We start from the raw sequence: 19,978 nt of genomic DNA on the forward strand, positions 1-19,978 counted from the left end.
CGAGCGCCGGGCACCGGGCACCGGGCCGCCCGGCGCGACGACAGGGTCGCCCCCCGGACGCCACGACGGCTCCCCTCCCGCGAGGACCTCGCGGGAGGGGAGCCGTCGTCGTGCGTGCGTGCCGTCAGCCGACCGTCAGCCGACCGTCACCGAGCGGCAGCCCATCGGGGTGTTCGCCTGGGTTGTGGTGTCGATCGCGTACAGGCACACCTGGTGCGTGCCGGGACCGGCGACGAAGTTGCGCAGGAAGCCCTGGTGCGTCCCCGCTCCGGGGTACGCGGCCTTGACGTCCGGGCGGGCGAGGGACGTCACGATGTCCCCGCCGAACGCCCCGTTGACGTAGTAGTGGACGTGCACCCCGCCGGGCGCGTCGGGGTCGAACGCCCAGCCGCGCAGGACGACCTGGTTGTCCGCCTCGGCGGTCAGCAGCTCGAAGTTGCCGACCGGGAGCCGGTTGCCGCTGACCGTGATCGTCCGGCAGCCCATCGGCGTGTTCGCCTTCGTCGTCGTGTCGATCGCGTAGGTGCACACCTGGTGCGTGCCCGGGCCCGCCGTGAACGAGCGCGTGAAGCCGTGCAGGTCACCCGTGCCGGGGTAGGCCGCCCCGACGTCGCGGCGCAGCTCGTGGGCGTTGACCGAGCCGCCCCAGCCGCCGTTGACGTAGAAGTGGACGTCGATCGGCCCGTTGGTGTCGGGGTCGACCGCCCAGCCCGTGAGGGTCACGGTCGGGCCCGTCGCCGTGAGCGACTCGAAGTTCGCGACGGGCAGCTTGTTGCCCCCGACGGTGACCGTGCGGCAGCCCATCGGGGTGTTCGTGCCGTAGGTCGTGTCGATCGCGTAGGTGCAGACCTGGTGCGTGCCGGGGCCGGCGGTGAAGCTCCGCGAGAAGCCCTGGGTCTGCCCGGCGCCCGGGTACAGGCGAGCGACGTCGCTGCGTGCGACGTCGGTCCGGACCGAGCCGCCCCACGCGCCGTTCACGTAGAAGTGCACGTCGACCGGTCCGGCCTGGTCGCGGTCGAGCGCCCAGCCGGAGAGGGTGACGGCGGTGCCCGCTGCCGTGAGGGACTCGAAGTTCCCGATGGGGAGCGTCGCCGTGACGTTCACCGTGCGGCAGCCGAGGAAGGCCTCCGCCTCGGTCTCGAGCACGAGCGCGAACGCGCACACCTCGTGCAGCCCCGGCTCCTCCTGGAACGTCGAGAGGAAGCCGTGCTCGTTGCCGGTCCCCGGGTAGGCGGCGCCGACGTCCGTGCGGACGATGTCGGTGTCGACGATCTCCGACCACTCCTCGTCGACGACGTACCCGACGACCGCGGAGGCCGACGCGGAGGCGTCGAGCGCCCAGCCGCGCACCGTGATGCTGAGCCCCGAGGCGCTGATCGACTCGAAGGAGCCGACCAGGAGCTCCCCGGCCGCTGCCTCGACCGCTCCGGCGTCCGTGCCCGGCTCGGTGGCGAGCGGGGACGACTCGTCGGCCGCCGCCGTCGGCGAGGTGGTCAGGGGCTCCAGGGGCGGGGTGCTCACCGGCTCCAGGGGCTGCGTGGTCCCGTCGGCGGGCGCGCCCGGGTCCGCGGGCGCGGGCGAGGCGGTGGCCGGCTCGCTGGGCGACGCGGTCGCCGCCGGGGCGTCGGTCGTCGCGCTCTCGCTGGGGGTGGGCGCGGTCGCGGAGGCCGCGCTCACGGAGGTCAGCCCTGCGCCGGTCAGGAGGAGCGCCACGGCGAGGCGGGCAGCACCCCGCCGTCGGAGGGAGTTGCGGGCCAGGGACATCGTGGTGCTCCGGGTGCTGGGTGGTCACGTGCCCGGACGCGGGCGCGTGCAGGTGCCGACGCCGGCGGTGGCCCGCGAGGAGGGGCGGGTGCCCGACGGCGGACTCAACCTAGTGACGGGGACCCTCGTCGGGCCACGGATTCACTCGTTCGCCACGCCGGCTTCGAGCGGGACGGACCCTGGGGCGACGAGGACGCCGCACGACCTGGTCGTGACCGCCCCCGAACCTCGGCGACGATGGTCCCGTGCGTGCCGTCGTGGTCGAGGAGTTCGGTCGGGTCCCCGTGGTCCGGGAGGTGCCCGAGCCGGTGTGCGTGCCGCACGGGGTCGTCCTGCGCGTCGAGGCGACGGGGGTGTGCCGCTCGGACTGGCACGGCTGGCAGGGGCACGACGACGGCATCACGCTCCCGCACGTCCCCGGGCACGAGCTCGCGGGCACGATCGTCGAGGTCGGCGCCGACGTGCGGCACTGGTCCGTCGGGGACCGGGTCACCGTGCCGTTCGTGTGCGCGTGCGGCGACTGCCCGGCGTGCGCCGCGGGCGAGCACCAGGTGTGCGAGCGCCAGACGCAGCCCGGCTTCACGCACGACGGGTCGTTCGCCGAGCGGGTCGCGCTCGACCACGCCGACGTCAACCTCGTCGCGCTCCCGCCCGGCCTGTCGGCGGTCACCGCGGCAGGGTTGGGCTGCCGGTTCGCGACGGCGTACCGGGCGGTGACCGTGCACGGCCGGCCGGGTGCCGGGGAGTGGGTCGCTGTGCACGGGTGCGGCGGCGTGGGGCTCTCCGCGGTGATGGTCGCGGCGTCGCTCGGGGCGCGGGTCGTCGCGGTGGACGTGTCCCCGGCGGCCCGGGCGGCGGCGCTCGACCTCGGCGCGGAGCACGCGCTCGACGCGTCGGCCCTCGCGCCGGCCGACGTCGCCGCCGCCGTCCACGAGACCACGGGCGGCGGCGCGCACGTCTCGCTCGACGCGCTCGGCAGCGCCGCGACCGCCGCCGCGTCGGTGCTGGGCCTGCGCCGGCGCGGCCGGCACGTGCAGGTCGGGCTCCTGCTCGGGGCGGACGCCGACCCGGCGCTGCCGATGGGCCGCGTGGTCGCGTGGGAGCTCGAGGTCTACGGCAGCCACGGCATGGCCGCGCACGAGTACCCGGCGATGCTGGCCCGCATCGCCGACGGCACCCTGCGCCCGGACCGGCTCGTCGGCCCGGTCGTGACGCTCGACGACGCCCCGGCGGCGCTCGCGGCGATGAGCGGCCCTGCGACCTCCGTGGGGATGACGGTCGTCGTCCCCTGAACCTGCCGCCCGCGCGCCCGCGCGCCCGCCCGTCCGCCCGCCGCTCGCGACCGACGGTCCTCCACGCTCAAGCCCGGGCCCCCGGGGGCCGATGTCCCGGCTGACCGCCGCGCCGCAGCACCCAGGAGACGGCATGAGCTCGTTCGTCGTGAGCGACGACCACATCGACTACCTGGTGACGGCGGCGCTCGTCCACGTCCCCGATCACCCGGCGGTGGTCAGCCGCGAGCCCGCGGAGCTCGGGCGGCTCCTGCTCCGGGAGAACGTCGGGACCGTCACGGACCGGTACCTGGGCTGGGGCGAGGAGGACCTGGACGACGACGAGCGCGAGGAGCTCGAAGGGTACGCGAGCCGCGTCGCGGGGTACGTGTTCCGCCCCGTGAGCGAGGTCGACGCCGCACAGGGCGGTGCTGGTCGCCCGGTGCTGGCAGTATCAGCGCGAGCGTGAGTCGGCGTCCGACCTCCCGGAGACGTGGGTGCTCGCCGACGCGCTCGTCGACGCGGCGCTCGCGTCGCTCCCGGACTCGGCGTTCGAGAACCCGGCCGAGCCCCGCAGCTCCGGCAACCTCGCCGGTCGTGACTCCCTGGCGTGGGACTGGCGGCGCTGACGGCGCCACCCCTGGGCGTCCACCGGGTGCCGGTGCCACGGGCTCGGACGCCGACGTGCGCGCAGCCGCCGTCGTGGCGGACGGCGGCCCGGCACTTGCTCGGATAGGCCGTTCGGCGATATATATCGACCATGCCGAAACGGATGTCCGAGCAGTCCTACCTCGTGCTCCTCGCGCTCGCCGAGGAGCCGCGGCACGGGTACGGCGTCGTCCAGGCCGTCCTCGCGCTGTCCGACGGCGACGTGCGGCTCGGCGCCGGGACGCTCTACGGGATCCTCGACCGGCTCGTCGCCGCCGGGCAGGCCGAGGCGTCGGGGGAGGTCGTCGTCGACGGTCGCCTGCGGCGCTACTACCGGCTGACCGACGCGGGTCATGAGGCGCTCACCGCCGAGACCGCGCGCCTGCGCGACCTCGCCCGCCGCGCGCAGCGGGTCCTCACCGCAGCTCCGCGACCGGCGCTGGGGCAGGCATGAGCGCCCGCCGGCCGGTGCCGGGTGCTGCCGCGGGCCACGACCACGCCGTGCCCACCGCGTCGCCGGGTCCCACCGGGGAGCCGCTGCCGTCGTTCGAGCGGTCCGTCGGCCGCTGGCTGCACGCCTACCCCCGTCGGTGGCGCCGCACGCGGGCCGTCGAGGTCACCGCGGTGCTCGCCGATCTCGCGGGACCCACGGCCCGCCACCTCGACGCCCGCACTGCGCTCGGCCTCGTCATCGCCGGCCTCGTGACCCGTTGGCGCGAGCACCCGCCGCCGCGCGCGTACCTGACGTACCGGCTCGCGGGCCGCCATCCCGGACCGGCGTGGGACGGGTGGCTCCGCGACGACGTCGACGGCCGGCTCTACCCGGTGCGGCTCGCGCTCACCGAGGGGCTCGTCGCGGCGGTGGCGTACCCGTCCGTCGAGCGGCTCTACCTCGCGGCGGGCTCGCCGGGCGCCGGGACGACCGGGCCGGCGACGGCTGCCGGGCGCACCTCCCGTCCGGCGCCGGCCGAGGCCTCCGAGGACCGCGCGTGAGCACCCTGGACCCGTTCGGCCGCTCGACCGCGCTCTGGCTGCGCGCGTACCCCCGCCGCTGGCGCACCGCGCGCGCCGCCGAGGTGACGGAGGTCCTCCGCGACCTCGCCGAGCCCGGCGCCGGGCGCGTCGACGCCCGCACGGCGCTGGCCCTCGTCCGGTCCGGCTGGGCGGAGCGGTGGCGGGACCACCCGCCGCTCGGCACGTACCTGCGCCACCGGCTGCTCGACCGCCCGCTGCCGCCCCGCTGGGCGGGGTGGCAGCGCGACGACGTGCACGGCCGGCTGTTCCCGGTGCGCTTCGCGCTGACCCGGACCGTGGGCATCGCGATCCTGCTCAGCCTGCTCGCCGCCGTCGACCACCTCGCCGGCACCGAGATCATCGGGACGGGCGCCGACGACGCCCGCTTCGTCGTGCAGTACCTCAGCGGGTTCGCGGTGCTCCTGTCCCTGGGCAAGACCCTCACGCACCGCCGGGAACCGGAGCCCGAGCGCGACGACCTCGGCCCGTTCCTGCCGTATGTCCCGCTCACCCCCGAGCCGCCTCGCGCACCGCGCCGGTCCCTGCGACGGCGGACGGGTCCCGCGTGACGACCGAGGCCCCGCGCTTCTCGCTCGACCGGCACCCGCGGTGTGTGCCGAGGGGTGAACGCCGCGACGGCCCCACGCGTGGCACTCGGTAGGCTGGGCCCGCCCCCACCGCCGCGAAAGACCTGGAGCAACCCGTGGGACGAGTCGTCGTCGATGTGATGCCGAAGCCCGAGATCCTGGACCCGCAGGGCAAGGCCGTCGCCGGTGCGCTGCCGCGGCTCGGCTTCGCGCAGTTCACCAGCGTCCGCCAGGGCAAGCGCTTCGAGCTCGAGTTCGAGGGGCCGGTGACCGACGAGGTGCTGGCCGCCGCGCGTGAGGCCGGTGAGCACGTGCTGTCCAACCCCGTGATCGAGGACGTCGTCGCGGTCTACGCGGAGGACGCCGCGCAGGTGACCGCGTGACGCGCGTCGGCGTGGTGACGTTCCCGGGGACGCTCGACGACCGGGACGCCGCCCGCGCGGTGCGCCTCGCCGGCGGCGAGCCCGTCGCGCTGTGGCACGCGGACGAGAACCTGCACGAGGTCGACGCCGTCGTCCTGCCCGGCGGCTTCTCGTACGGCGACTACCTGCGCGCGGGTGCGATCAGCCGCTTCGCGCCGGTCATGGGCTCGGTCGTGGACGCCGCGAACGGCGGGATGCCCGTGCTCGGCATCTGCAACGGCTTCCAGGTGCTGACCGAGGCGCACCTGCTGCCCGGCTCGATGATCAAGAACGACCACCTGCACTTCCTGTGCCGCGAGCAGGTCCTCAGCGTCGAGAACGCCGAGACGTCGTGGACCCGCGACTACGCGGCCGGCGAGCGCATCACGATCCCGCTGAAGAACCAGGACGGCCAGTACGTCGCCGACGAGCGCACGCTCGACGAGCTCGAGGGCGAGGGCCGCGTCGTCTTCCGCTACGAGGACGTCAACCCGAACGGCTCGCGGCGCGGCATCGCGGGGATCTCGAACGCCAAGGGCAACGTCGTCGGCCTCATGCCGCACCCCGAGCACGCGGTCGAGGCGGGCTTCGGTCCCGACGGTGCGAACGGACCGCGCAGCGGCACGGACGGGCTGCGGTTCTTCACGTCGGTGCTCCACGCGCTGGTCGGATGACGCTCGCGCACACCCGCGGTGAGCTGACGACGTCCCTGGTCGACTGGGACGACGCCGACGCGACCCGCTTGCGCGGCGCCCAGGTCGCGGAGCTGGCCGAGCGGTACGGCGCGGACGACGTCGGCTCGGTCATGACCGCGGACGGCGTCGTCGCGATGCTGCTGGTGCGGGACGGCGACGAGCCCGTCGCGTGCGGCGCGCTGCGTGACGTCACCGCCGAGCAGGGACCGGCGACCGTCGAGATCAAGCGGCTGTACGTGGTGCCGGACCGGCGGGGGCGCGGCCTGTCGCGCCTGGCCATGGCCGAGCTCGAGGCCCGCGCGCGGACGCTCGGCTACCGGCGCCTGATCCTCGAGACCGGCGTCATGCAGCCCGAGGCGATCGGGCTGTACCTCGCGCTCGGGTACGACCCGATCGAGGCCTACGGCGAGTACAAGGACGAGCCGTCGTCCCGCTGCTTCGGCAAGGCCCTGGTGCCCGACGACGGCGGTGCGGAGACGGACGTCCCGCGCGAGGAGGCCGGCGCCCAGCGGCGTGCCCGCCCCGAGGTGACGCTCCGCTTCGTCGACTGGGACGACGCCGACGCGGTCGCGCTGCGCCTCGCGATGTACGAGCGCACCAACGCCCGTCTGTACCCGTCGCTGCGCGAGTCCGTCGAGCGCCGCGGCGGCTTCGCGGCGGACGACGCGGCCCAGGGCGAGGGTGCGCTGACCACGGTGCTCGCCGAGATCGACGGCGTGCCGGTCGGCTGCGCGACGCTGCGGGCCGCGCGCGACGGGTACCCCGCGGGCTCGGGCGAGCTCAAGAAGGTGTTCGTCGACGAGCGTGCGCGCGGCGCCGGCGTCGCGCGCACGATGCTGCAGGCGATCGAGGACTCGGCGCGGGACCACCGCCTCACCCAGGTCGTGCTCATGACGGGCTACCGGCAGCCCGAGGCGATCCGGCTGTACGTGTCGAGCGGGTACCGCCCGATCCTCCCGCTGACGCCGCGCGACCGGATCAACCCGCACGGTCTCTGGTTCGCCAAGCACCTGGGGTGACGGTCCGTTCCACCGATCGGTGGAGGCGCGGGCGACCGAAGGTGGATGCGGCGCGGGTCGCCCGGCTCCTAGCGTCGAGGTCATGACCGCGGAGCGCCCGGACCACGCACCCACGACGCCGTACCCGCGACCGGGGAGCGGTGCCGCGCTCGACGCCGCACCGCCCGCACGGGCCGCGCTGCCCGCCCCGGCGGCACCGCCTGTCCCGGTGGCACCGCCCGCACCGGCACCGCCCGCACCGGCGGCGCCCACGCGGTCGCTGGCCCCCGACCTCGCGCGCGGCATGCTCCTGCTGTTCATCGCCTCGGCGAACGTGTGGGGCTACCTGTGGAACAGCGCGGCCGAGGCGTCGCGGTACGGCCTGCGCCCGGTCGGCGGCTCCTCGCTCGACCTCGTGGTCGACGGCGTCGTGGCCTTCTTCGTGGACGACCGCTCGCGGCCGATGTTCGCGATCCTCTACGGCTTCGGGCTCGCGACGATGGCGGCCCGGCTGGCCTCCCGCGGGGCCGACCGGCGCGACGTGCGGCGCGTCATCGCCCGGCGCAGCCGCTGGCTCGTCGTCCTCGGCGTCGCGCACGCCGCGCTGCTGTTCGCGGGCGACATCCTCGCGCCCTACGGCGTCACCGGCCTCATCGCGCTCGCGTTCCTGCAGCGCTCGCGCACCGTGCTCCTGTGGTGGTTCTGGGGGTCCTCGCTCGTCGCGACCGTGGGCGGCGCGCTCGTCCTGACCTTCCTGCACGAGTACTGGGGCACGGGCGAGATCCCGCCGTCGGACTACCTGGCCTCGGCCGTCGAGCGCCTCTTCGGCTCGCTCGCGATCACCACGATCGCCGCGGTGCTGCTGTTCTTCGTCCCGCAGGTGGTCCTCGGGATCCTGCTCGCGCGCAGCGGCTGGCTCGCGCGGCCGTGGGAGCACCGGCAGGCGCTCGGGCGCGTCGTCGTCGTCGCCCTGGTCGTCAACCTCGTCGGGAACCTGCCGTTCGCGCTCGCGGTCGCGCAGGTCTGGACGCCGGCCGACGGCGCGGTCGGGCTGACGGTCGAGCTCGCGCACTACCTGTCCGGCGTCGTGATGGGGTTCGGGTACGTGTGCCTGTTCGGGTGGGTCGCGGCGGTGCTGCGCGACCGCCCGCGGCGTGGGGTCGTGTCCGCCGTCGCGGCGGTGGGTGAGCGGTCGCTGACCTCCTACCTGCTGCAGTCGGTGATGTTCGCGCCGCTGCTCAGCGCGTGGGGGCTCGGGCTCGGCGGGCGGATCGGGACGGCGCAGGCGGCGGTGCTGGCGATCGGGGTGTGGCTGGTGACGGTGCTGGTCGCGGTGGCGATGCACCGGGCCGGGCGACGGGGGCCGTTCGAGGTGCTGCTGCGGCGGCTGACCTACGGCCGGCGGGACACGCGCCCCTGAGTGCCGTATGGGGGCAGACCCCCAGGTCAGCGGGGGTGCTCCCCTGATGTCCGCGCACGGGTCGCACCCCTAGCGTCGTGAGTCATGAGCCACGACGAGCCCACGGCCGTGCTGACCACCCGTCCCGCGCCCCCGGGCACCGCCGCCGAGGGCCCGCCGCCCGCCCTCCGGTCCCTCGCGCCCGACCTCGCACGCGGCATGCTGCTGCTCTTCATCGCCTCGGCGAACGTCTGGGGCTACCTCTGGTCGAGCGGCGGGTTCAACGAGGTCGGCTACCGCCCGGCCGGCGGCACGACGCTCGACCACCTGGTCGACGGGCTGGTGGCCTTCTTCGTCGACGACCGGTCGCGTCCGATGTTCGCGATCCTGTACGGCTTCGGGCTCGCCGTGATGGCCTCTCGCCTCACCGAGCGCGGCGTGACGCGCAAGGGGGTACGACGGGTCCTGGCGAGGCGGAGCTGGTGGCTCGTCGCGTTCGGGCTCGTGCACGCCACGCTCCTCTTCCACGGAGACATCCTCGCCCCCTACGGCGTGACCGGGCTCGTCGCCCTCGCGTTCCTGCACCGCTCCCCGCGCGTGCTCGCGGTGTGGTTCTGGGGCGCGTCCGCCCTGGCGACGGCGGCAGGCTGCGTGATGCTCTTCGGTCTCCTCGACCTCGGCATGGGCGAGGGCGACGGCGCGCCCGTGACGAGCTACCTCGAGTCCGCTGTCGAGCGCGCGGTCGCCTCCGGCGTCGTCAGCGTCGCGTCGCTCCTCCTGCTCTTCTTCGTCCCCCAGGTCGTCCTCGGCATCCTGCTGGCGCGTGCCGGCTGGCTCACCCGACCGTGGGACCACCGGCGCGAGCTCGGTCGGGTCGCCGTGGGCGCAGCCGTCGTCAACCTGGTCTTCAACCTGCCCTACGCGCTCGCCGTCGCGCAGCTCTGGCGCCCCGATGCGACGACCAACGGCGTGCTCGAGCTCGCGCACTACCTGTCCGGCGTCGTGATGGGGTTCGGGTACGTGTGCCTGTTCGGGTGGGTCGCGGCGGTGCTGCGCGACCGCCCGCGGCGTGGGGTCGTGTCCGCCGTCGCGGCGGTGGGTGAGCGGTCGCTGACCTCCTACCTGCTGCAGTCGGTGATGTTCGCGCCGCTGCTCAGCGCGTGGGGGCTCGGGCTCGGCGGGCGGATCGGGACGGCGCAGGCGGCGGTGCTGGCGATCGGGGTGTGGCTGGTGACGGTGCTGGTCGCGGTGGCGATGCACCGGGCCGGGCGCCGGGGGCCGTTCGAGGTGCTGCTGCGCCGGCTCACGTACGGCCGCGGTGGCGCCGGGGTCGCGGTTCCGGTGCGTGCGGCGGTGCACGCCCGGCCCGCCGACGCCGTGACGCACCCACAGGAGCCCGGCGCGCGCGTCACCCCGCACGGGTGACTTCTCCGACCGGGTGCCGGGACGGGGTAGGCAGCCCCGTCCCGGCGCCGTACGATCGCGGGGTGTTCCTGATGCAGACGTGTTGTCGCTGAGCTGACGACCCCGCGCGCCCGCGGCCTCCGGCCCCCGCTGCGCACCTGCTGCACCGCACCCCAGGACACCCCCCATGTCTCAGCTCGTCCTCGACCGTCTCCTCCCGGACATGTCGACCCCCACCGCCCTCGACGGCGCCGCTGCCCTCGACCGCGCCCCCGCCGCGGGGCGCGAGGCGGCCACTGACTCCTCCACCCCCGTGCGGAGCGCTGCGAGCGACCCTGCGGACCTCCGCGCCGCGCCGGACGCCGCCCGCCGCGTGACCGTCGCCGTCGCCGCCCCCGGGGACGACCGCCCCCACGCGGGCGACCCCGTCGCCTTCCGCCCGACGTCCGGCGTGGCGCTCGCGCTCGCCGCCGCGCGTGCCGACGCCGTGCACCTGTCCTTCTCGGCGCAGGTCCCGACCGTCGCCGCGATGGCCGAGCTCGTCGAGCAGCTCGAGGACGAGATCGCCGCGGTCGGCCGCGAGCGCGCCGGCGTGAGCATCGTGCTCGACCTCGACGTCCTGCCGACCGCCGACGCCGACGTGGCCCGCCGCAAGCGCTCCTACCTCGAGCACCTCGACGCGCTCGCGGGGCTGACGTGGAAGCCGTCGGCCACGCGCGTCGTCGCCGCACCCGAGGCGGTCGTGGGCGCGGCCGTCGACCTCGCGCGTCGGGTCGGCGTGGACGGCGTCGTGCTCGTGCCGCTCGCGGACGGCCCGGCCGTCGACCACCTCCGCGCGCTGGCGCCGGTCGCCTGACCGACGCGCCGGCCGCCTGACCGACGCGCCAGCCGCCTGTCCGACGCGCCGGCCGCCTGTCCGACCCGCCAATCGCCCGACCGACGTGCCGGTCGCCCCACCGACGTGCCGGTCGCCCGACCGACGGGCAGCCACCCGGCCCGTGCCCCGGGCCTGGCGCCGTCGCGCGGACGCCACGCCGACCGGGCGGCCCGGTCGGGTCGGGACCCGATCCTGCTGGGTCAGCCCGCGAGCGGCTCGAGCGCCTGCGCGAGGTCCTCGACCAGGTCCTCGACGTCCTCCAGCCCGACGGACAGCCGCACGGTCGCCTCGCCGATCCCGACGCGAGCGCGCCCCTCGGGCCCGAGCTTGCGGTGCGTCGTCGTCGCGGGGTGCGTCGCGATCGACTTGGCGTCGCCGAGGTTGTTCGAGATGTCGACGATCCGCAGGGCGTCGAGCACCCCGAACGTGACCTTCTTGGTGTCGTCGACCGACGCGCCCTCGGGCACCGCGAGGTCGAGGGTCACGACCGTCCCGCCGCCGCTCTGCTGGCGCAGCGCGAGCTCGTGCTGCGGGTGCGAGGGCAGGTACGGGTAGCGCACGGCCGCGACGCCGGGGTGCTGCTCGAGCCACGTCGCGACGCGCAGCGCGGACGCCGTCTGGTGGCGCACGCGCAGCGACAGCGTCTCGAGGCCCTTGAGCAGGACCCACGCGTTGAACGGGCTGAGGGAGGGCCCGGTGTTCCGGATGAGCGTCTGCACGGGGCCGTGCACGTACTCCTCGGAGCCCAGGATCGCCCCGCCGAGCACCCGGCCCTGGCCGTCGATGTGCTTGGTCGCGGAGTAGACGAGCACGTCGGCGCCGTGGTCGAGCGGGCGGGACAGGACGGGCGTGGCGAACACGTTGTCGACGACCACGACGGCGCCCGCGTCGTGCGCGAGGCGGCTGACCGCGGCGATGTCGACGAGGTCCTGCATCGGGTTGGACGGCGTCTCGAAGAACACGACGTCGGCCGGGGTCGCGAGCGCCTCCTCCCACTGGGAGAGCACGTGCCCGTCGACGTAGTCGGTGGTCACGCCCCACCTCGCGAGGATGTCGTCGAGGATCACGACGGTCGACCCGAACAGCGCGCGCGACGCCACGATGCGCGAGCCCGAGCGGACGAGCGCGGCGAGTGCCGTGAACACCGCGGACATGCCGGTCGCGGTGGCGTACGCGGCCTCGGCGCCGTCGAGCAGGCGCAGGCGCTCCTCGAACGTCGAGACCGTCGGGTTGGAGTAGCGCGAGTACAGGAACCGATCGACGTCGCCGGCGAACGCCGACTCGGCCTCGCCGGCCGACCCGTACACGTACCCCTGGGTCAGGAACAGCGCCTCGGACGTCTCGCCGAACTCGGTGCGCACGAGCCCGCCGCGCACCGCGAGGGTGTCGGGGCGCAGGGCGCTGCGGTCGACCGAACGGTCGTCCCAGTCGAACGGTCCGGGCGTGCGGCGGGCGTTCACCGCTGCCGCCAGGGGAGGCCCGTGGCGCGCCAGCCGGTCGTCCCGCGCCGGCCGTCGGGGCCGACGCCGCCCTCGAAGCCGTCGAGCACGTTGTACGCCGGGCCGAGGCCGGCGGCCGTGGCGAGCTTCGCGGCGCCGACCGAGCGGACGCCCGAGCGGCACAGGAACACCACGGGCCGCTCGTCGCCGGGCTCGAGGCCGCTCGCGCGGAGCTCGTCGACGAACGCCGGGTTGGGCCGGCCGGTGCCGTCGACCCACTCGACGAACGCGGCGGGGCGCCCGGTCCCGGACGTGTCGGGGACCCCGACCGTCGTCCACTCGCCGTCGGTGCGGACGTCGACGAGCAGCGCGCGCTCGTCGTGCTCCAGCAGCTCCCAGGCCTGCTGCGGGGTCAGGTCGCCCGCGTAGCCGTCGGCGCTCATGCGGGCACGACCTGCGCGCGGGGTACCGGTACGGGGCCGGTCGTCGGCGTCGGGTCGGGCAGGACGACGGCCTGCGCGACGATCACCCGCGTCCCGTCGAACGTCGCCGCGGGGCCGCCGTGCAGCACGTAGCCCTCGTCGAGCGCGGCGCTGATGCGCTCGCAGAACGTGCGGTCGTCGGGCCCGGTCAGGAGCCGGTAGCGCAGGCGCTCCGGTTCGGGCGTGCCGCCGGTGCCGGGGTCGGTGCCCGGGTCGCCGGGGCCGCCGGTCCCGGTCGTCGGGTCGGGTGCGTCGCTCATGTCGCCTCCATCGGTCCTGGCGGTAGCACCCTGCTCCGGGCACGTGGTGCCCGCGGGTTGCTGCGGCGTCGTCGAGCCAGATCTCTCGGCCGCTCTGGATGGTGACGGCGATCGTAGGCGCCCGCCGCGTCGCGGTCCAAGCCTCGACCCCGACGGTCCGCCATGCGAGACGCCGTGCCCACCCGTTGACACCGGCGGCCCGACCCGGGGATTCTCGGGTCAGGTCATGAGTGCCAGCACGAAGCCCCGGCTTGCTGGCCGGCAACCCTCCTCCGCGGTGGGGTGCCCCGGGTGACGACCTGGCCGTGCCGCCGATCGGCGCACGGCAAGCGCGGGGTCCTCACCACGGGTCCCCACCGACCTGTCGAGGAGCACCATGTCCGTGATCGCCGAGGCCACCACCTGTGCGACGACCCGGGCGCCGCTGAGCGGGCTCCTGCCCGTCGTCGGCGCCGACACGCAGGTCCCCCTGCTCGACGGCACGAGCCGCACCTACGCCAACCTCGACTACGCCGCGAGCGCCCCCGCGCTCGAGGCCGTCGCGGCGCGCGTGACCGAGGTGCTGCCGCTCTACGCGTCCGTGCACCGCGGCGCCGGGTACCTCTCGCAGGTGTCCACCGCGCTGTACGAGGCGTCCCGCCAGACGATCGCCCGGTTCGTCGGGGCCCGCGAGGACGACGTCGCGATCATCACCCGCAACACGACCGACGCGCTCAACCTGCTCGCGGGCGTCGTCCCGGTCGGCGCGGACGGGACGCCGGGCCGGGTGCTCGTGCTGGACGTCGAGCACCACGCGAACCTGCTGCCGTGGGGTCACGGCCCGGACCGCGCGTCGACCGTCGTCCCGATCGCCGACACGGTCGCCGAGACCCTCGACCTGCTGACCCGCGAGCTCGCCGCGCAGCCGCACGCGCTCGTCGCGCTCACCGGGGCGTCGAACGTCACGGGCGAGGCGCTGCCGCTCGACGAGGTCGTCCGGGTCGCCCACGCGGCCGGCGCGCGGGTCGTCGTCGACGGCGCGCAGCTCGTCCCGCACCGGGGCTTCGACCTCGCCGCGACCGGGGCCGACTACGTCGCGTTCTCGGGCCACAAGACGTACGCGCCGTTCGGTGCGGGCGCGCTCGTGGGCCGCCGCGACTGGCTCGACGCGGGGGAGCCGTACCTCGCGGGCGGCGGCGCGGTGCGCGACGTGCGCGCCGACCGGACGATCTGGCAGCCCGCGCCCGCCCGCCACGAGGCCGGGTCGCCGAACGTCGTCGGCGCGATCGCGCTGGCCGAGGCGTGCGAGGTGCTCGCCGCGCTGCCCGCCGGGGCGCTCGAGGCGCACGAGTCCGCGCTGCGCGAGCGGCTCGTCGAGGGCCTCGCGACGCTCGACGGGGTGCGGGTCGTGCGGATCTGGCCCGACTCCGGCGAGCCCGTCGGCGTCGTGACGTTCACGGTCGGCGAGCACGACCCCGGTCTCGTCGCGGCGTACCTCGCGGCCGAGCACGGGATCGGCGTGCGCGACGGCCGGTTCTGCGCGCACCCGCTGCTCACGCGCCTGGGTGCGGCGGACGGGGCCATCCGCGCGTCGGTGGGCGTCGGCACGCCGTCGGAGGCCGTCGACCGGCTCGTCGCCGGGGTCGCGGCGTTCCTCACCGAGGGCCCGGGCACGCGCTACGCGGTGCAGGACGGCTGCTGGGTCGTCGCGCAGGACACCCGCCCGCTGATCCCGCTGCACGGGCTCGACGGCCTCGCGGCGACCGCCGCCGCGTGCGGCCCCGCGATCGACTGACCGCTGCTCACGCGCGACTCACGCGCGGGTCGGCTCGAGGTCCGGCCGGCTGTCGCTGTCGCGCAGCAGCCGGCCGAACGCCGCGGCCGTCTGCGGCGCCGCGAAGTGGAAGCCCTGCGCGCGGTCGCAGCCGAGCCCGCGCAGGATCGCGTGCTGGTCGGCGTTCTCGACGCCCTCCGCGACGACCGTGAGCCCGAGCGCCCTCGCCATCCCGAGGACCGCCTCCACGAGGTGCAGGTCGCGGGCGTCGCGCGCGAGCCGGGCGATAAACGAGCGGTCGATCTTGAGCTCGGTCATCGGCAGGTCCTGCAGGTACGACAGCGACGAGTAGCCCGTGCCGAAGTCGTCGATCGACAGCAGCACGCCGGTCGCACGCAGCCGGTCGAGGCTCTCGCGCCCGTTCGTCGCCCAGCGGACGAGCGTCGACTCGGTGACCTCGAGGCACAGCCGGTCGGCCGGGAGGCCGGTCGCCCGGAGCACGTCCGCGACGAGCGGCACGAACGTCCCGTCCTGGAGCTGCGCGCCCGAGACGTTGACCGAGATCCGCAGCGGGTGCCCGTCGGTGCGCCACTGCGCCGCCTGCGCGCACGCGCCGCGGAGCACGGCCTCGCCGACCGCGGCGATGAGCCCGGTCTCCTCGGCGACCGGCACGAACTCGAGCGGCGCGACGAGCCCGCGCGTCGGGTGCATCCAGCGCACGAGCGCCTCCGCCCCCGTGATCCGGCCCGACGCGACGTCGACGAGGGGCTGGTAGTGCACGACGAGCTCGTCGCACGTGAGCGCACGGCGCAGCGCCTGCTCGGTCTCGAGGTACCGCGTCGCGCGGCGCTGCATCGACGCGTCGAACACGGCCCAGTCGATGCCGAGCTCGCGCGCGCGGCCCATCGCGGTGTCCGCCTCGCGCAGCAGCCGCTCGGGCGCCGAGTCGTGGTCCTGCGGCGCGATCCCGATGGCCGCGGTGAGCACGATGCCGGCGCTCCCGACGCCGACGGGGTCGGCGAGCGCCGCGAGCAGCCGCTGCGCGAGCACCACGGCGCCGTCCACGGTCAGGTCGCGGCCCAGCACCATGAAGTCGTGCCCGCCCTCGCGCACGAGCAGGTCGCCGGGCCGCAGCACCGAGCTCAGGCGCGCCGAGGCCTCGACGAGCACCCGGTCGGCGCCGTCGTGCCCGAGGCTGTCGCTGATCGTCTGGAACCGGTTGATCCCGACGCACAGCACCGAGACCCGGCTGCCCGTCCCGGCCCGGGTGCCGACGCCGTCCCCCGCCGGGTCGAGCGCGCGCGCGAGCCGCTCGCGCAGCAGCTCCTTGTTCGGCAGGCCGGTGAGCCGGTCGTGCGTCGCCTGGTGCGCGAGTCGCGCTTCGTGGCCCGCGCGGATGTCGAGCAGCGCGTTGAACTCGCGCGCGAGCTGCCGCAGCTCCGCCGGGCCGGTCACGTCGACCCGGGCGTCGGCGGCGCTCCCCGCCGTGCGTGCCCCGGTGACGGCGCCGGTCAGCGCACGGAGCGGGCGGGCGACCCGGCGCTGCGCGAGCCACCCGAGGACGACGATCGCGAGGAGCGCGAGCGAGCCGAGCACGACGAACGTCGACAGGGTCTGGCGCGCGTCGGCGACGACCGTCGCGGTCTCGACGCCGCGGTACACGCGCCACCCCGCGGTCTCGACGTCCGCCGACGCGAAGAGCCGCCCGACGCCGTCCGGGTCGCTCGTCTCGCCGGTGGTGCGCGACGGGTCGACGACCGCACCGACCAGCGCCTGCGCGTCGGGTCCGGACGCGGAGACGACGCGCCCGGTGCCGCGGTCGACGATCCCCACGACGGCGTCGGGTCCCAGCCCGAGGACCGAGGCGAGGTCCTCCGCAGCCGACCCCACGTCGAGGAACAGGACCGCGGCGGCCCGGCCGTCGGCGGCGTCGTGCGCGAACGCCCGCGCGACCACGATCGCCGACCCGCCGGTCACCGGGTCCTGCGCACCCCACAGGACCTGCGTCGTCGTGGTCCCGAGCGCCTGGGTGAGCCACTCGCTCCCCGCGTGCAGGCCGCCCGGGTCGGCGACCCCGCCCGGCCGGGACGTGCACACGACGTCCCCCGCGCGCGTGACGACGGACAGCCGGGCCTCGGTGAGGACCGTCGCCCCCACCGGCGGGAGCAGGCAGCCCCCCGGGTCGTCGAGCACCGTGGCGGCCCCCGGGTTCGCGGCGACCGCCTCGACCTGCGCGCGCGCCGAGACGACGGACTGCGTGATCGTCCACGCGGCGACCTCGGCGTCGTTGCGCAGCTCCGCGGTCGCGTTCTCGCGCGCCCGCTGGGCGTTGTCCTGGTACGCGATGCCGAGCCCCAGCGCGGTGAACAGGAGCAGGAGCGCGAGCGCGACGGCCACGTAGGTGCTGACCGGCCAGGCGCCCGAGGCGCGCGCACCGCTCCGGACGCCGCGGTCGTACCGCCGCGACGACCCGGTTCCGGGCACGCCCGTGCCACCCATGCGCCTACCCCCCTCGATCGGCGCGACCGCTGACCGTGCGACCGGGCACGTGCCCCGCAGCCGGGCGAGCAGTCGTGCTCACGGGTCGGTTCGCGTGCCGGATCTCGGTCCACTGTAGGCAGACTCAGCACCGGCGCGTGGGCTGGCGGGGGCGAGCGGACGGAGGACGACGGTGGCGGTACCGGCAGCGGGTGGCTCGGCCGGGCTCGTGCGACGGCTCGGGACGCGCGACGCCGTCGTGCTCGGGCTCGGCTCGATGCTCGGCGCGGGGGTCTTCACGGCGGTGGGCCCGGCGGCCCGGGCGGCGGGCAGCGCGCTGCTCGTCGGTCTCGTCGTCGCCGCCGTCGTCGCCCTCGCGAACGCGACGTCGTCCGCGCAGCTCGCCGCGGTGCACCCCGTCTCGGGCGGCACCTACGTCTACGGGCGCGAGCGGCTCGGCCCGTGGTGGGGCTACCTCGCCGGCTGGTCCTTCGTCGTCGGGAAGACCGCGTCGTGCGCCGCGATGGCGCTCACGGTCGCGTCCTACGCGGTCCCCGCGGCGTGGCAGCGCCCGCTCGCGGTCGGCGTCGTCGCGGGCGTCACGGCCGTGGGCTACCGCGGGGTGACCCGGACCGCCGCCCTGACGCGGGCGCTGGTCGTTGCCGTGCTCGCGGTGCTCGCGGCGCTCGTCGTGACGAGCCTCGCGGGGGCCGACGGCGGGGTCGACGCGCGTGCGCTCGGCGACGACCTCGCGTCGGCCGGGGTCCTCGGCGTCCTGCAGTCGGCCGGGCTGCTCTTCTTCGCGTTCGCCGGGTACGCCCGCATCGCGACGATGGGCGAGGAGGTCCGTGACCCCGCGCGCACGATCCCGCGGGCGATCGTGCTCGCGCTGAGCCTGGCTGTCGTGGTCTACGCGGTCGTCGCGGTGACCGTGCTCGCGGTGCTCGGGCCCGACGGGGTCGCCGCGAGCAGCACCCCGCTCGCCGCGGCGGCAGAGGCCGGCGCGCCCGGGGCGCCGTGGGTCGAGCCGCTCGTCCGGGCGGGGGCCGTCGCCGCCTCGCTGGGTGCGCTGCTCGCGCTCGTCGCGGGGATCTCGCGGACGACGCTCGCGATGGCGCGCGACGACGAGCTGCCGCGCTGGCTCGCGGCCGTGCACCCCCGCTGGCACGTCCCGCACCACGCCGAGACCGCCGTCGGCTGCGCGGTCGCCGTGCTCGTCCTCGTGACCGACCTGCGCGGGGCCATCGCGTTCTCGTCGTTCGGCGTGCTGCTGTATTACGCGGTCGCGAACGCCGCCGCCCTGACCCAGCCGGCCGCCGAGCGGCGCTACCCGCGGGCGCTCGCGGTCGCCGGTCTCGTCGGGTGCCTCATGCTCGTCGCGACGCTGCCCGTCGGCGCGGTGCTCACGGGGACCGTGGTGCTCGGGTTGGGGGTGGTCCACCGGCTCGTGCGGCGGCGGGTGCGCCGGGCGGGCGGCGCGGACGCGGCGGACGGTCGGGGGGCCTAGGCGAAACGGGTGGCTCGTCGGCGGATCCGTGTGCTTGGTTGTGCAGCGTGCACCACGACCTCGCGCTCGACGGCTTCGGCGTCCGCCTCGTCCCGCTCGCCCCCGAGCACGCCGAGGGCCTCGCGGCGTTCGTCGACGACCGCATCTGGGCCGGCATGTCGACGCCCGTCCCGCGTGACGTCGACGCGATGCGCGCGCACGTCGAGGCCGCCGTCGCCACGCCGGGACGCGTCGCCCTCGCCGCGCTGGACGCCACGACCGGCGAGGTGCGCGGCAGCACCTCGTTCTACGATCTCGTACCGGACCTGGCCCGCGTCGAGATCGGTCACACGTACTTCGCGCCGCGCTGGTGGGGCACGTCGAACAACCCGGCGTGCAAGTACCTGATGCTGCGGCACGCGTTCGAGGACTGGGGGATGCAGCGCGTCGCGCTCCGGGCCGACGCGCGCAACACCCGCTCGATCGCCGCGATCGCGCGCCTGGGCGCCGTCCCCGAGGGCGTGCTCCGCAGCCACCGGGTCGCGCCCGACGGCTCGCGCGGCGACACCGCCTACTTCTCGGTGCTGGCCGACGAGTGGCCCGCCGTGCGGGACGGTCTGCTCACACGCCTCGGAGGAACACCGCGCTGAGCACGACGTCGAGGACGACGAGGGCCGAGAGCACCAGCGCGACGACGGCGCGCGCCCGCCCCACGGCCCCGTACCCCTCGCGGGCGATCTCGTTCGCCCTCTGCAGCGCCTTGACCGAGAGGATGACCGCGAGCACGAAGGCGTACGCGATGCCGGTCGCGAAGGCGACGACGACCACCGCGACGCTCACGACGAGCGCCCCCGTGGCCAGGCTGTTCGTGGGCTTGGGCCCCGGGCCGTAGGGACGGGGCGCACCGGAGCCGAACGCCGCCGGACCGCCCTGCCACGCACCGGGCTGCCCGGGCGTGGCACCGAAGCCGGGCTGCGCACCGAAACCGTGCTGCGCGCCCAAGCCGGGCTGGCCGCCGAACT

General features: G+C 75.9%; 21 protein-coding genes and 2 riboswitches. Of the genes, 15 read left to right on the forward strand and 6 right to left on the reverse strand.

Features of this window, described 5'->3' with window-relative positions; translation table 11 throughout:
• Positions 1-135: 135 nt before the first annotated feature.
• Positions 136-1,677, reverse strand: coding sequence for a hypothetical protein (locus CCE01nite_RS08735; protein ID WP_141372189.1), 1,542 nt, complete (start codon positions 1,675-1,677; stop codon positions 136-138).
• 332 nt (positions 1,678-2,009) lie between these two features.
• Between CCE01nite_RS08735 and CCE01nite_RS08740 the strand changes: the two genes are divergently transcribed.
• The 12 genes from CCE01nite_RS08740 (at position 2,010) to CCE01nite_RS22375 (ending at position 11,037) form a co-directional block, all read left to right on the forward strand.
• Positions 2,010-3,056, forward strand: coding sequence for a zinc-dependent alcohol dehydrogenase family protein (locus CCE01nite_RS08740; protein ID WP_141372190.1), 1,047 nt, complete (start codon positions 2,010-2,012; stop codon positions 3,054-3,056).
• A 133-nt stretch (positions 3,057-3,189) separates the two neighbouring features.
• Complete coding sequence (locus tag CCE01nite_RS08745) at positions 3,190-3,504, forward strand: hypothetical protein (protein WP_141372191.1); 315 nt, start codon at positions 3,190-3,192, stop codon at positions 3,502-3,504.
• A gap of 28 nt (positions 3,505-3,532) precedes the next feature.
• A complete protein-coding gene (locus CCE01nite_RS22370; protein WP_281282374.1) occupies positions 3,533-3,664 on the forward strand; it encodes a hypothetical protein in 132 nt (43 codons plus the stop codon).
• Between the two features lie 131 nt (positions 3,665-3,795).
• Entirely contained in the window at positions 3,796-4,137 is a 342-nt protein-coding gene (locus tag CCE01nite_RS08750) for a PadR family transcriptional regulator (RefSeq protein ID WP_218026458.1), read from the forward strand.
• Positions 4,134-4,676: a hypothetical protein gene (locus CCE01nite_RS08755; protein WP_141372192.1), complete on the forward strand. Its 543-nt coding sequence runs from the start codon at positions 4,134-4,136 to the stop codon at positions 4,674-4,676. The genes CCE01nite_RS08750 and CCE01nite_RS08755 overlap by 4 nt, the downstream gene beginning before the upstream one ends.
• The gene (locus CCE01nite_RS08760) at positions 4,673-5,266 is read left to right on the forward strand and encodes a hypothetical protein (protein ID WP_141372193.1); all 594 of its coding nucleotides are present in this window, start codon (positions 4,673-4,675) and stop codon (positions 5,264-5,266) included. The genes CCE01nite_RS08755 and CCE01nite_RS08760 overlap by 4 nt, the downstream gene beginning before the upstream one ends.
• 134 nt (positions 5,267-5,400) lie before the next feature.
• Entirely contained in the window at positions 5,401-5,667 is a 267-nt protein-coding gene (gene purS / locus CCE01nite_RS08765; RefSeq protein ID WP_141372194.1) for a phosphoribosylformylglycinamidine synthase subunit PurS, read from the forward strand.
• Positions 5,664-6,359, forward strand: a complete 696-nt coding sequence (gene purQ / locus CCE01nite_RS08770; protein ID WP_141372195.1) for a phosphoribosylformylglycinamidine synthase subunit PurQ — start codon at positions 5,664-5,666, stop codon at positions 6,357-6,359. Before purS ends, purQ begins: the two co-directional genes overlap by 4 nt.
• Positions 6,356-7,399, forward strand: a complete 1,044-nt coding sequence (locus tag CCE01nite_RS08775) for a GNAT family N-acetyltransferase (RefSeq protein ID WP_141372196.1) — start codon at positions 6,356-6,358, stop codon at positions 7,397-7,399. The genes purQ and CCE01nite_RS08775 overlap by 4 nt, the downstream gene beginning before the upstream one ends.
• An 82-nt stretch (positions 7,400-7,481) precedes the next feature.
• Positions 7,482-8,798, forward strand: a complete 1,317-nt coding sequence (locus CCE01nite_RS08780; protein ID WP_141372197.1) for a DUF418 domain-containing protein — start codon at positions 7,482-7,484, stop codon at positions 8,796-8,798.
• Positions 8,799-8,882: 84 nt separating this feature from the next.
• Entirely contained in the window at positions 8,883-10,202 is a 1,320-nt protein-coding gene (locus CCE01nite_RS08785; protein ID WP_141372198.1) for a DUF418 domain-containing protein, read from the forward strand.
• Positions 10,203-10,368: 166 nt separating this feature from the next.
• Complete coding sequence (locus CCE01nite_RS22375; protein ID WP_034633225.1) at positions 10,369-11,037, forward strand: hypothetical protein; 669 nt, start codon at positions 10,369-10,371, stop codon at positions 11,035-11,037.
• A 221-nt stretch (positions 11,038-11,258) separates the two neighbouring features.
• On the opposite strand, the gene CCE01nite_RS08795 is transcribed toward CCE01nite_RS22375, so the two are convergent.
• From CCE01nite_RS08795 to CCE01nite_RS08805, 3 genes are read right to left on the reverse strand one after another with little or no spacing between them, the layout of a single operon-like run.
• On the reverse strand, positions 11,259-12,518 hold the full coding sequence (locus CCE01nite_RS08795) for an O-succinylhomoserine sulfhydrylase (RefSeq protein ID WP_052104344.1): 1,260 nt from the start codon (positions 12,516-12,518) through the stop codon (positions 11,259-11,261).
• Positions 12,515-12,940, reverse strand: a complete 426-nt coding sequence (locus tag CCE01nite_RS08800; RefSeq protein WP_034633220.1) for a rhodanese-like domain-containing protein — start codon at positions 12,938-12,940, stop codon at positions 12,515-12,517. Before CCE01nite_RS08800 ends, CCE01nite_RS08795 begins: the two co-directional genes overlap by 4 nt.
• On the reverse strand, positions 12,937-13,239 hold the full coding sequence (locus CCE01nite_RS08805) for a DUF1737 domain-containing protein (protein WP_034633217.1): 303 nt from the start codon (positions 13,237-13,239) through the stop codon (positions 12,937-12,939). Before CCE01nite_RS08805 ends, CCE01nite_RS08800 begins: the two co-directional genes overlap by 4 nt.
• 4 nt (positions 13,240-13,243) lie before the next feature.
• Positions 13,244-13,344, reverse strand: a riboswitch (SAM riboswitch).
• A gap of 117 nt (positions 13,345-13,461) precedes the next feature.
• A riboswitch (SAM riboswitch) is annotated at positions 13,462-13,577 on the forward strand.
• Between the two features lie 38 nt (positions 13,578-13,615).
• Between CCE01nite_RS08805 and CCE01nite_RS08810 the strand changes: the two genes are divergently transcribed.
• Positions 13,616-15,013, forward strand: a complete 1,398-nt coding sequence (locus CCE01nite_RS08810) for an aminotransferase class V-fold PLP-dependent enzyme (RefSeq protein WP_034633214.1) — start codon at positions 13,616-13,618, stop codon at positions 15,011-15,013.
• 18 nt (positions 15,014-15,031) lie between these two features.
• Here CCE01nite_RS08810 and CCE01nite_RS08815 read toward each other — a convergent pair whose 3' ends face one another.
• On the reverse strand, positions 15,032-17,491 hold the full coding sequence (locus CCE01nite_RS08815) for a putative bifunctional diguanylate cyclase/phosphodiesterase (protein WP_052104343.1): 2,460 nt from the start codon (positions 17,489-17,491) through the stop codon (positions 15,032-15,034).
• Positions 17,492-17,747: 256 nt separating this feature from the next.
• Between CCE01nite_RS08815 and CCE01nite_RS08820 the strand changes: the two genes are divergently transcribed.
• Positions 17,748-18,977 carry an APC family permease gene (locus CCE01nite_RS08820; protein ID WP_084142865.1) on the forward strand — a complete coding sequence of 410 codons (1,230 nt, stop codon included), beginning with the start codon at positions 17,748-17,750 and terminating at the stop codon, positions 18,975-18,977.
• 47 nt (positions 18,978-19,024) lie between these two features.
• Complete coding sequence (locus CCE01nite_RS08825) at positions 19,025-19,606, forward strand: GNAT family N-acetyltransferase (RefSeq protein WP_034633210.1); 582 nt, start codon at positions 19,025-19,027, stop codon at positions 19,604-19,606.
• On the opposite strand, the gene CCE01nite_RS08830 is transcribed toward CCE01nite_RS08825, so the two are convergent.
• Positions 19,578-19,978 (reverse strand): hypothetical protein (locus CCE01nite_RS08830; protein ID WP_218026459.1); only part of this gene is annotated, 401 nt, incomplete at its 5' end. The genes CCE01nite_RS08825 and CCE01nite_RS08830 overlap by 29 nt on opposite strands.

The sequence above is a fragment of the Cellulomonas cellasea genome (genome assembly GCF_006538745.1).
Classification (GTDB): Bacteria; Actinomycetota; Actinomycetes; order Actinomycetales; family Cellulomonadaceae; genus Cellulomonas_A; species Cellulomonas_A cellasea.

Coding starts and splice junctions, on each gene's coding strand:
- CCE01nite_RS08745 (WP_141372191.1), top strand. CDS start 3,190: ATGAGCTCGTTCGTCGTGAGCGACGACCACATCGACTACCTGGTGACG.
- CCE01nite_RS08750 (WP_218026458.1), top strand. CDS start 3,796: ATGCCGAAACGGATGTCCGAGCAGTCCTACCTCGTGCTCCTCGCGCTC.
- CCE01nite_RS08755 (WP_141372192.1), top strand. CDS start 4,134: ATGAGCGCCCGCCGGCCGGTGCCGGGTGCTGCCGCGGGCCACGACCAC.
- CCE01nite_RS08775 (WP_141372196.1), top strand. CDS start 6,356: ATGACGCTCGCGCACACCCGCGGTGAGCTGACGACGTCCCTGGTCGAC.
- CCE01nite_RS08780 (WP_141372197.1), top strand. CDS start 7,482: ATGACCGCGGAGCGCCCGGACCACGCACCCACGACGCCGTACCCGCGA.
- CCE01nite_RS08785 (WP_141372198.1), top strand. CDS start 8,883: ATGAGCCACGACGAGCCCACGGCCGTGCTGACCACCCGTCCCGCGCCC.
- CCE01nite_RS22375 (WP_034633225.1), top strand. CDS start 10,369: ATGTCTCAGCTCGTCCTCGACCGTCTCCTCCCGGACATGTCGACCCCC.
- CCE01nite_RS08800 (WP_034633220.1), bottom strand. CDS start 12,940: ATGAGCGCCGACGGCTACGCGGGCGACCTGACCCCGCAGCAGGCCTGG.
- CCE01nite_RS08805 (WP_034633217.1), bottom strand. CDS start 13,239: ATGAGCGACGCACCCGACCCGACGACCGGGACCGGCGGCCCCGGCGAC.
- CCE01nite_RS08810 (WP_034633214.1), top strand. CDS start 13,616: ATGTCCGTGATCGCCGAGGCCACCACCTGTGCGACGACCCGGGCGCCG.
- CCE01nite_RS08815 (WP_052104343.1), bottom strand. CDS start 17,491: ATGGGTGGCACGGGCGTGCCCGGAACCGGGTCGTCGCGGCGGTACGAC.
- CCE01nite_RS08820 (WP_084142865.1), top strand. CDS start 17,748: ATGCTCGGCGCGGGGGTCTTCACGGCGGTGGGCCCGGCGGCCCGGGCG.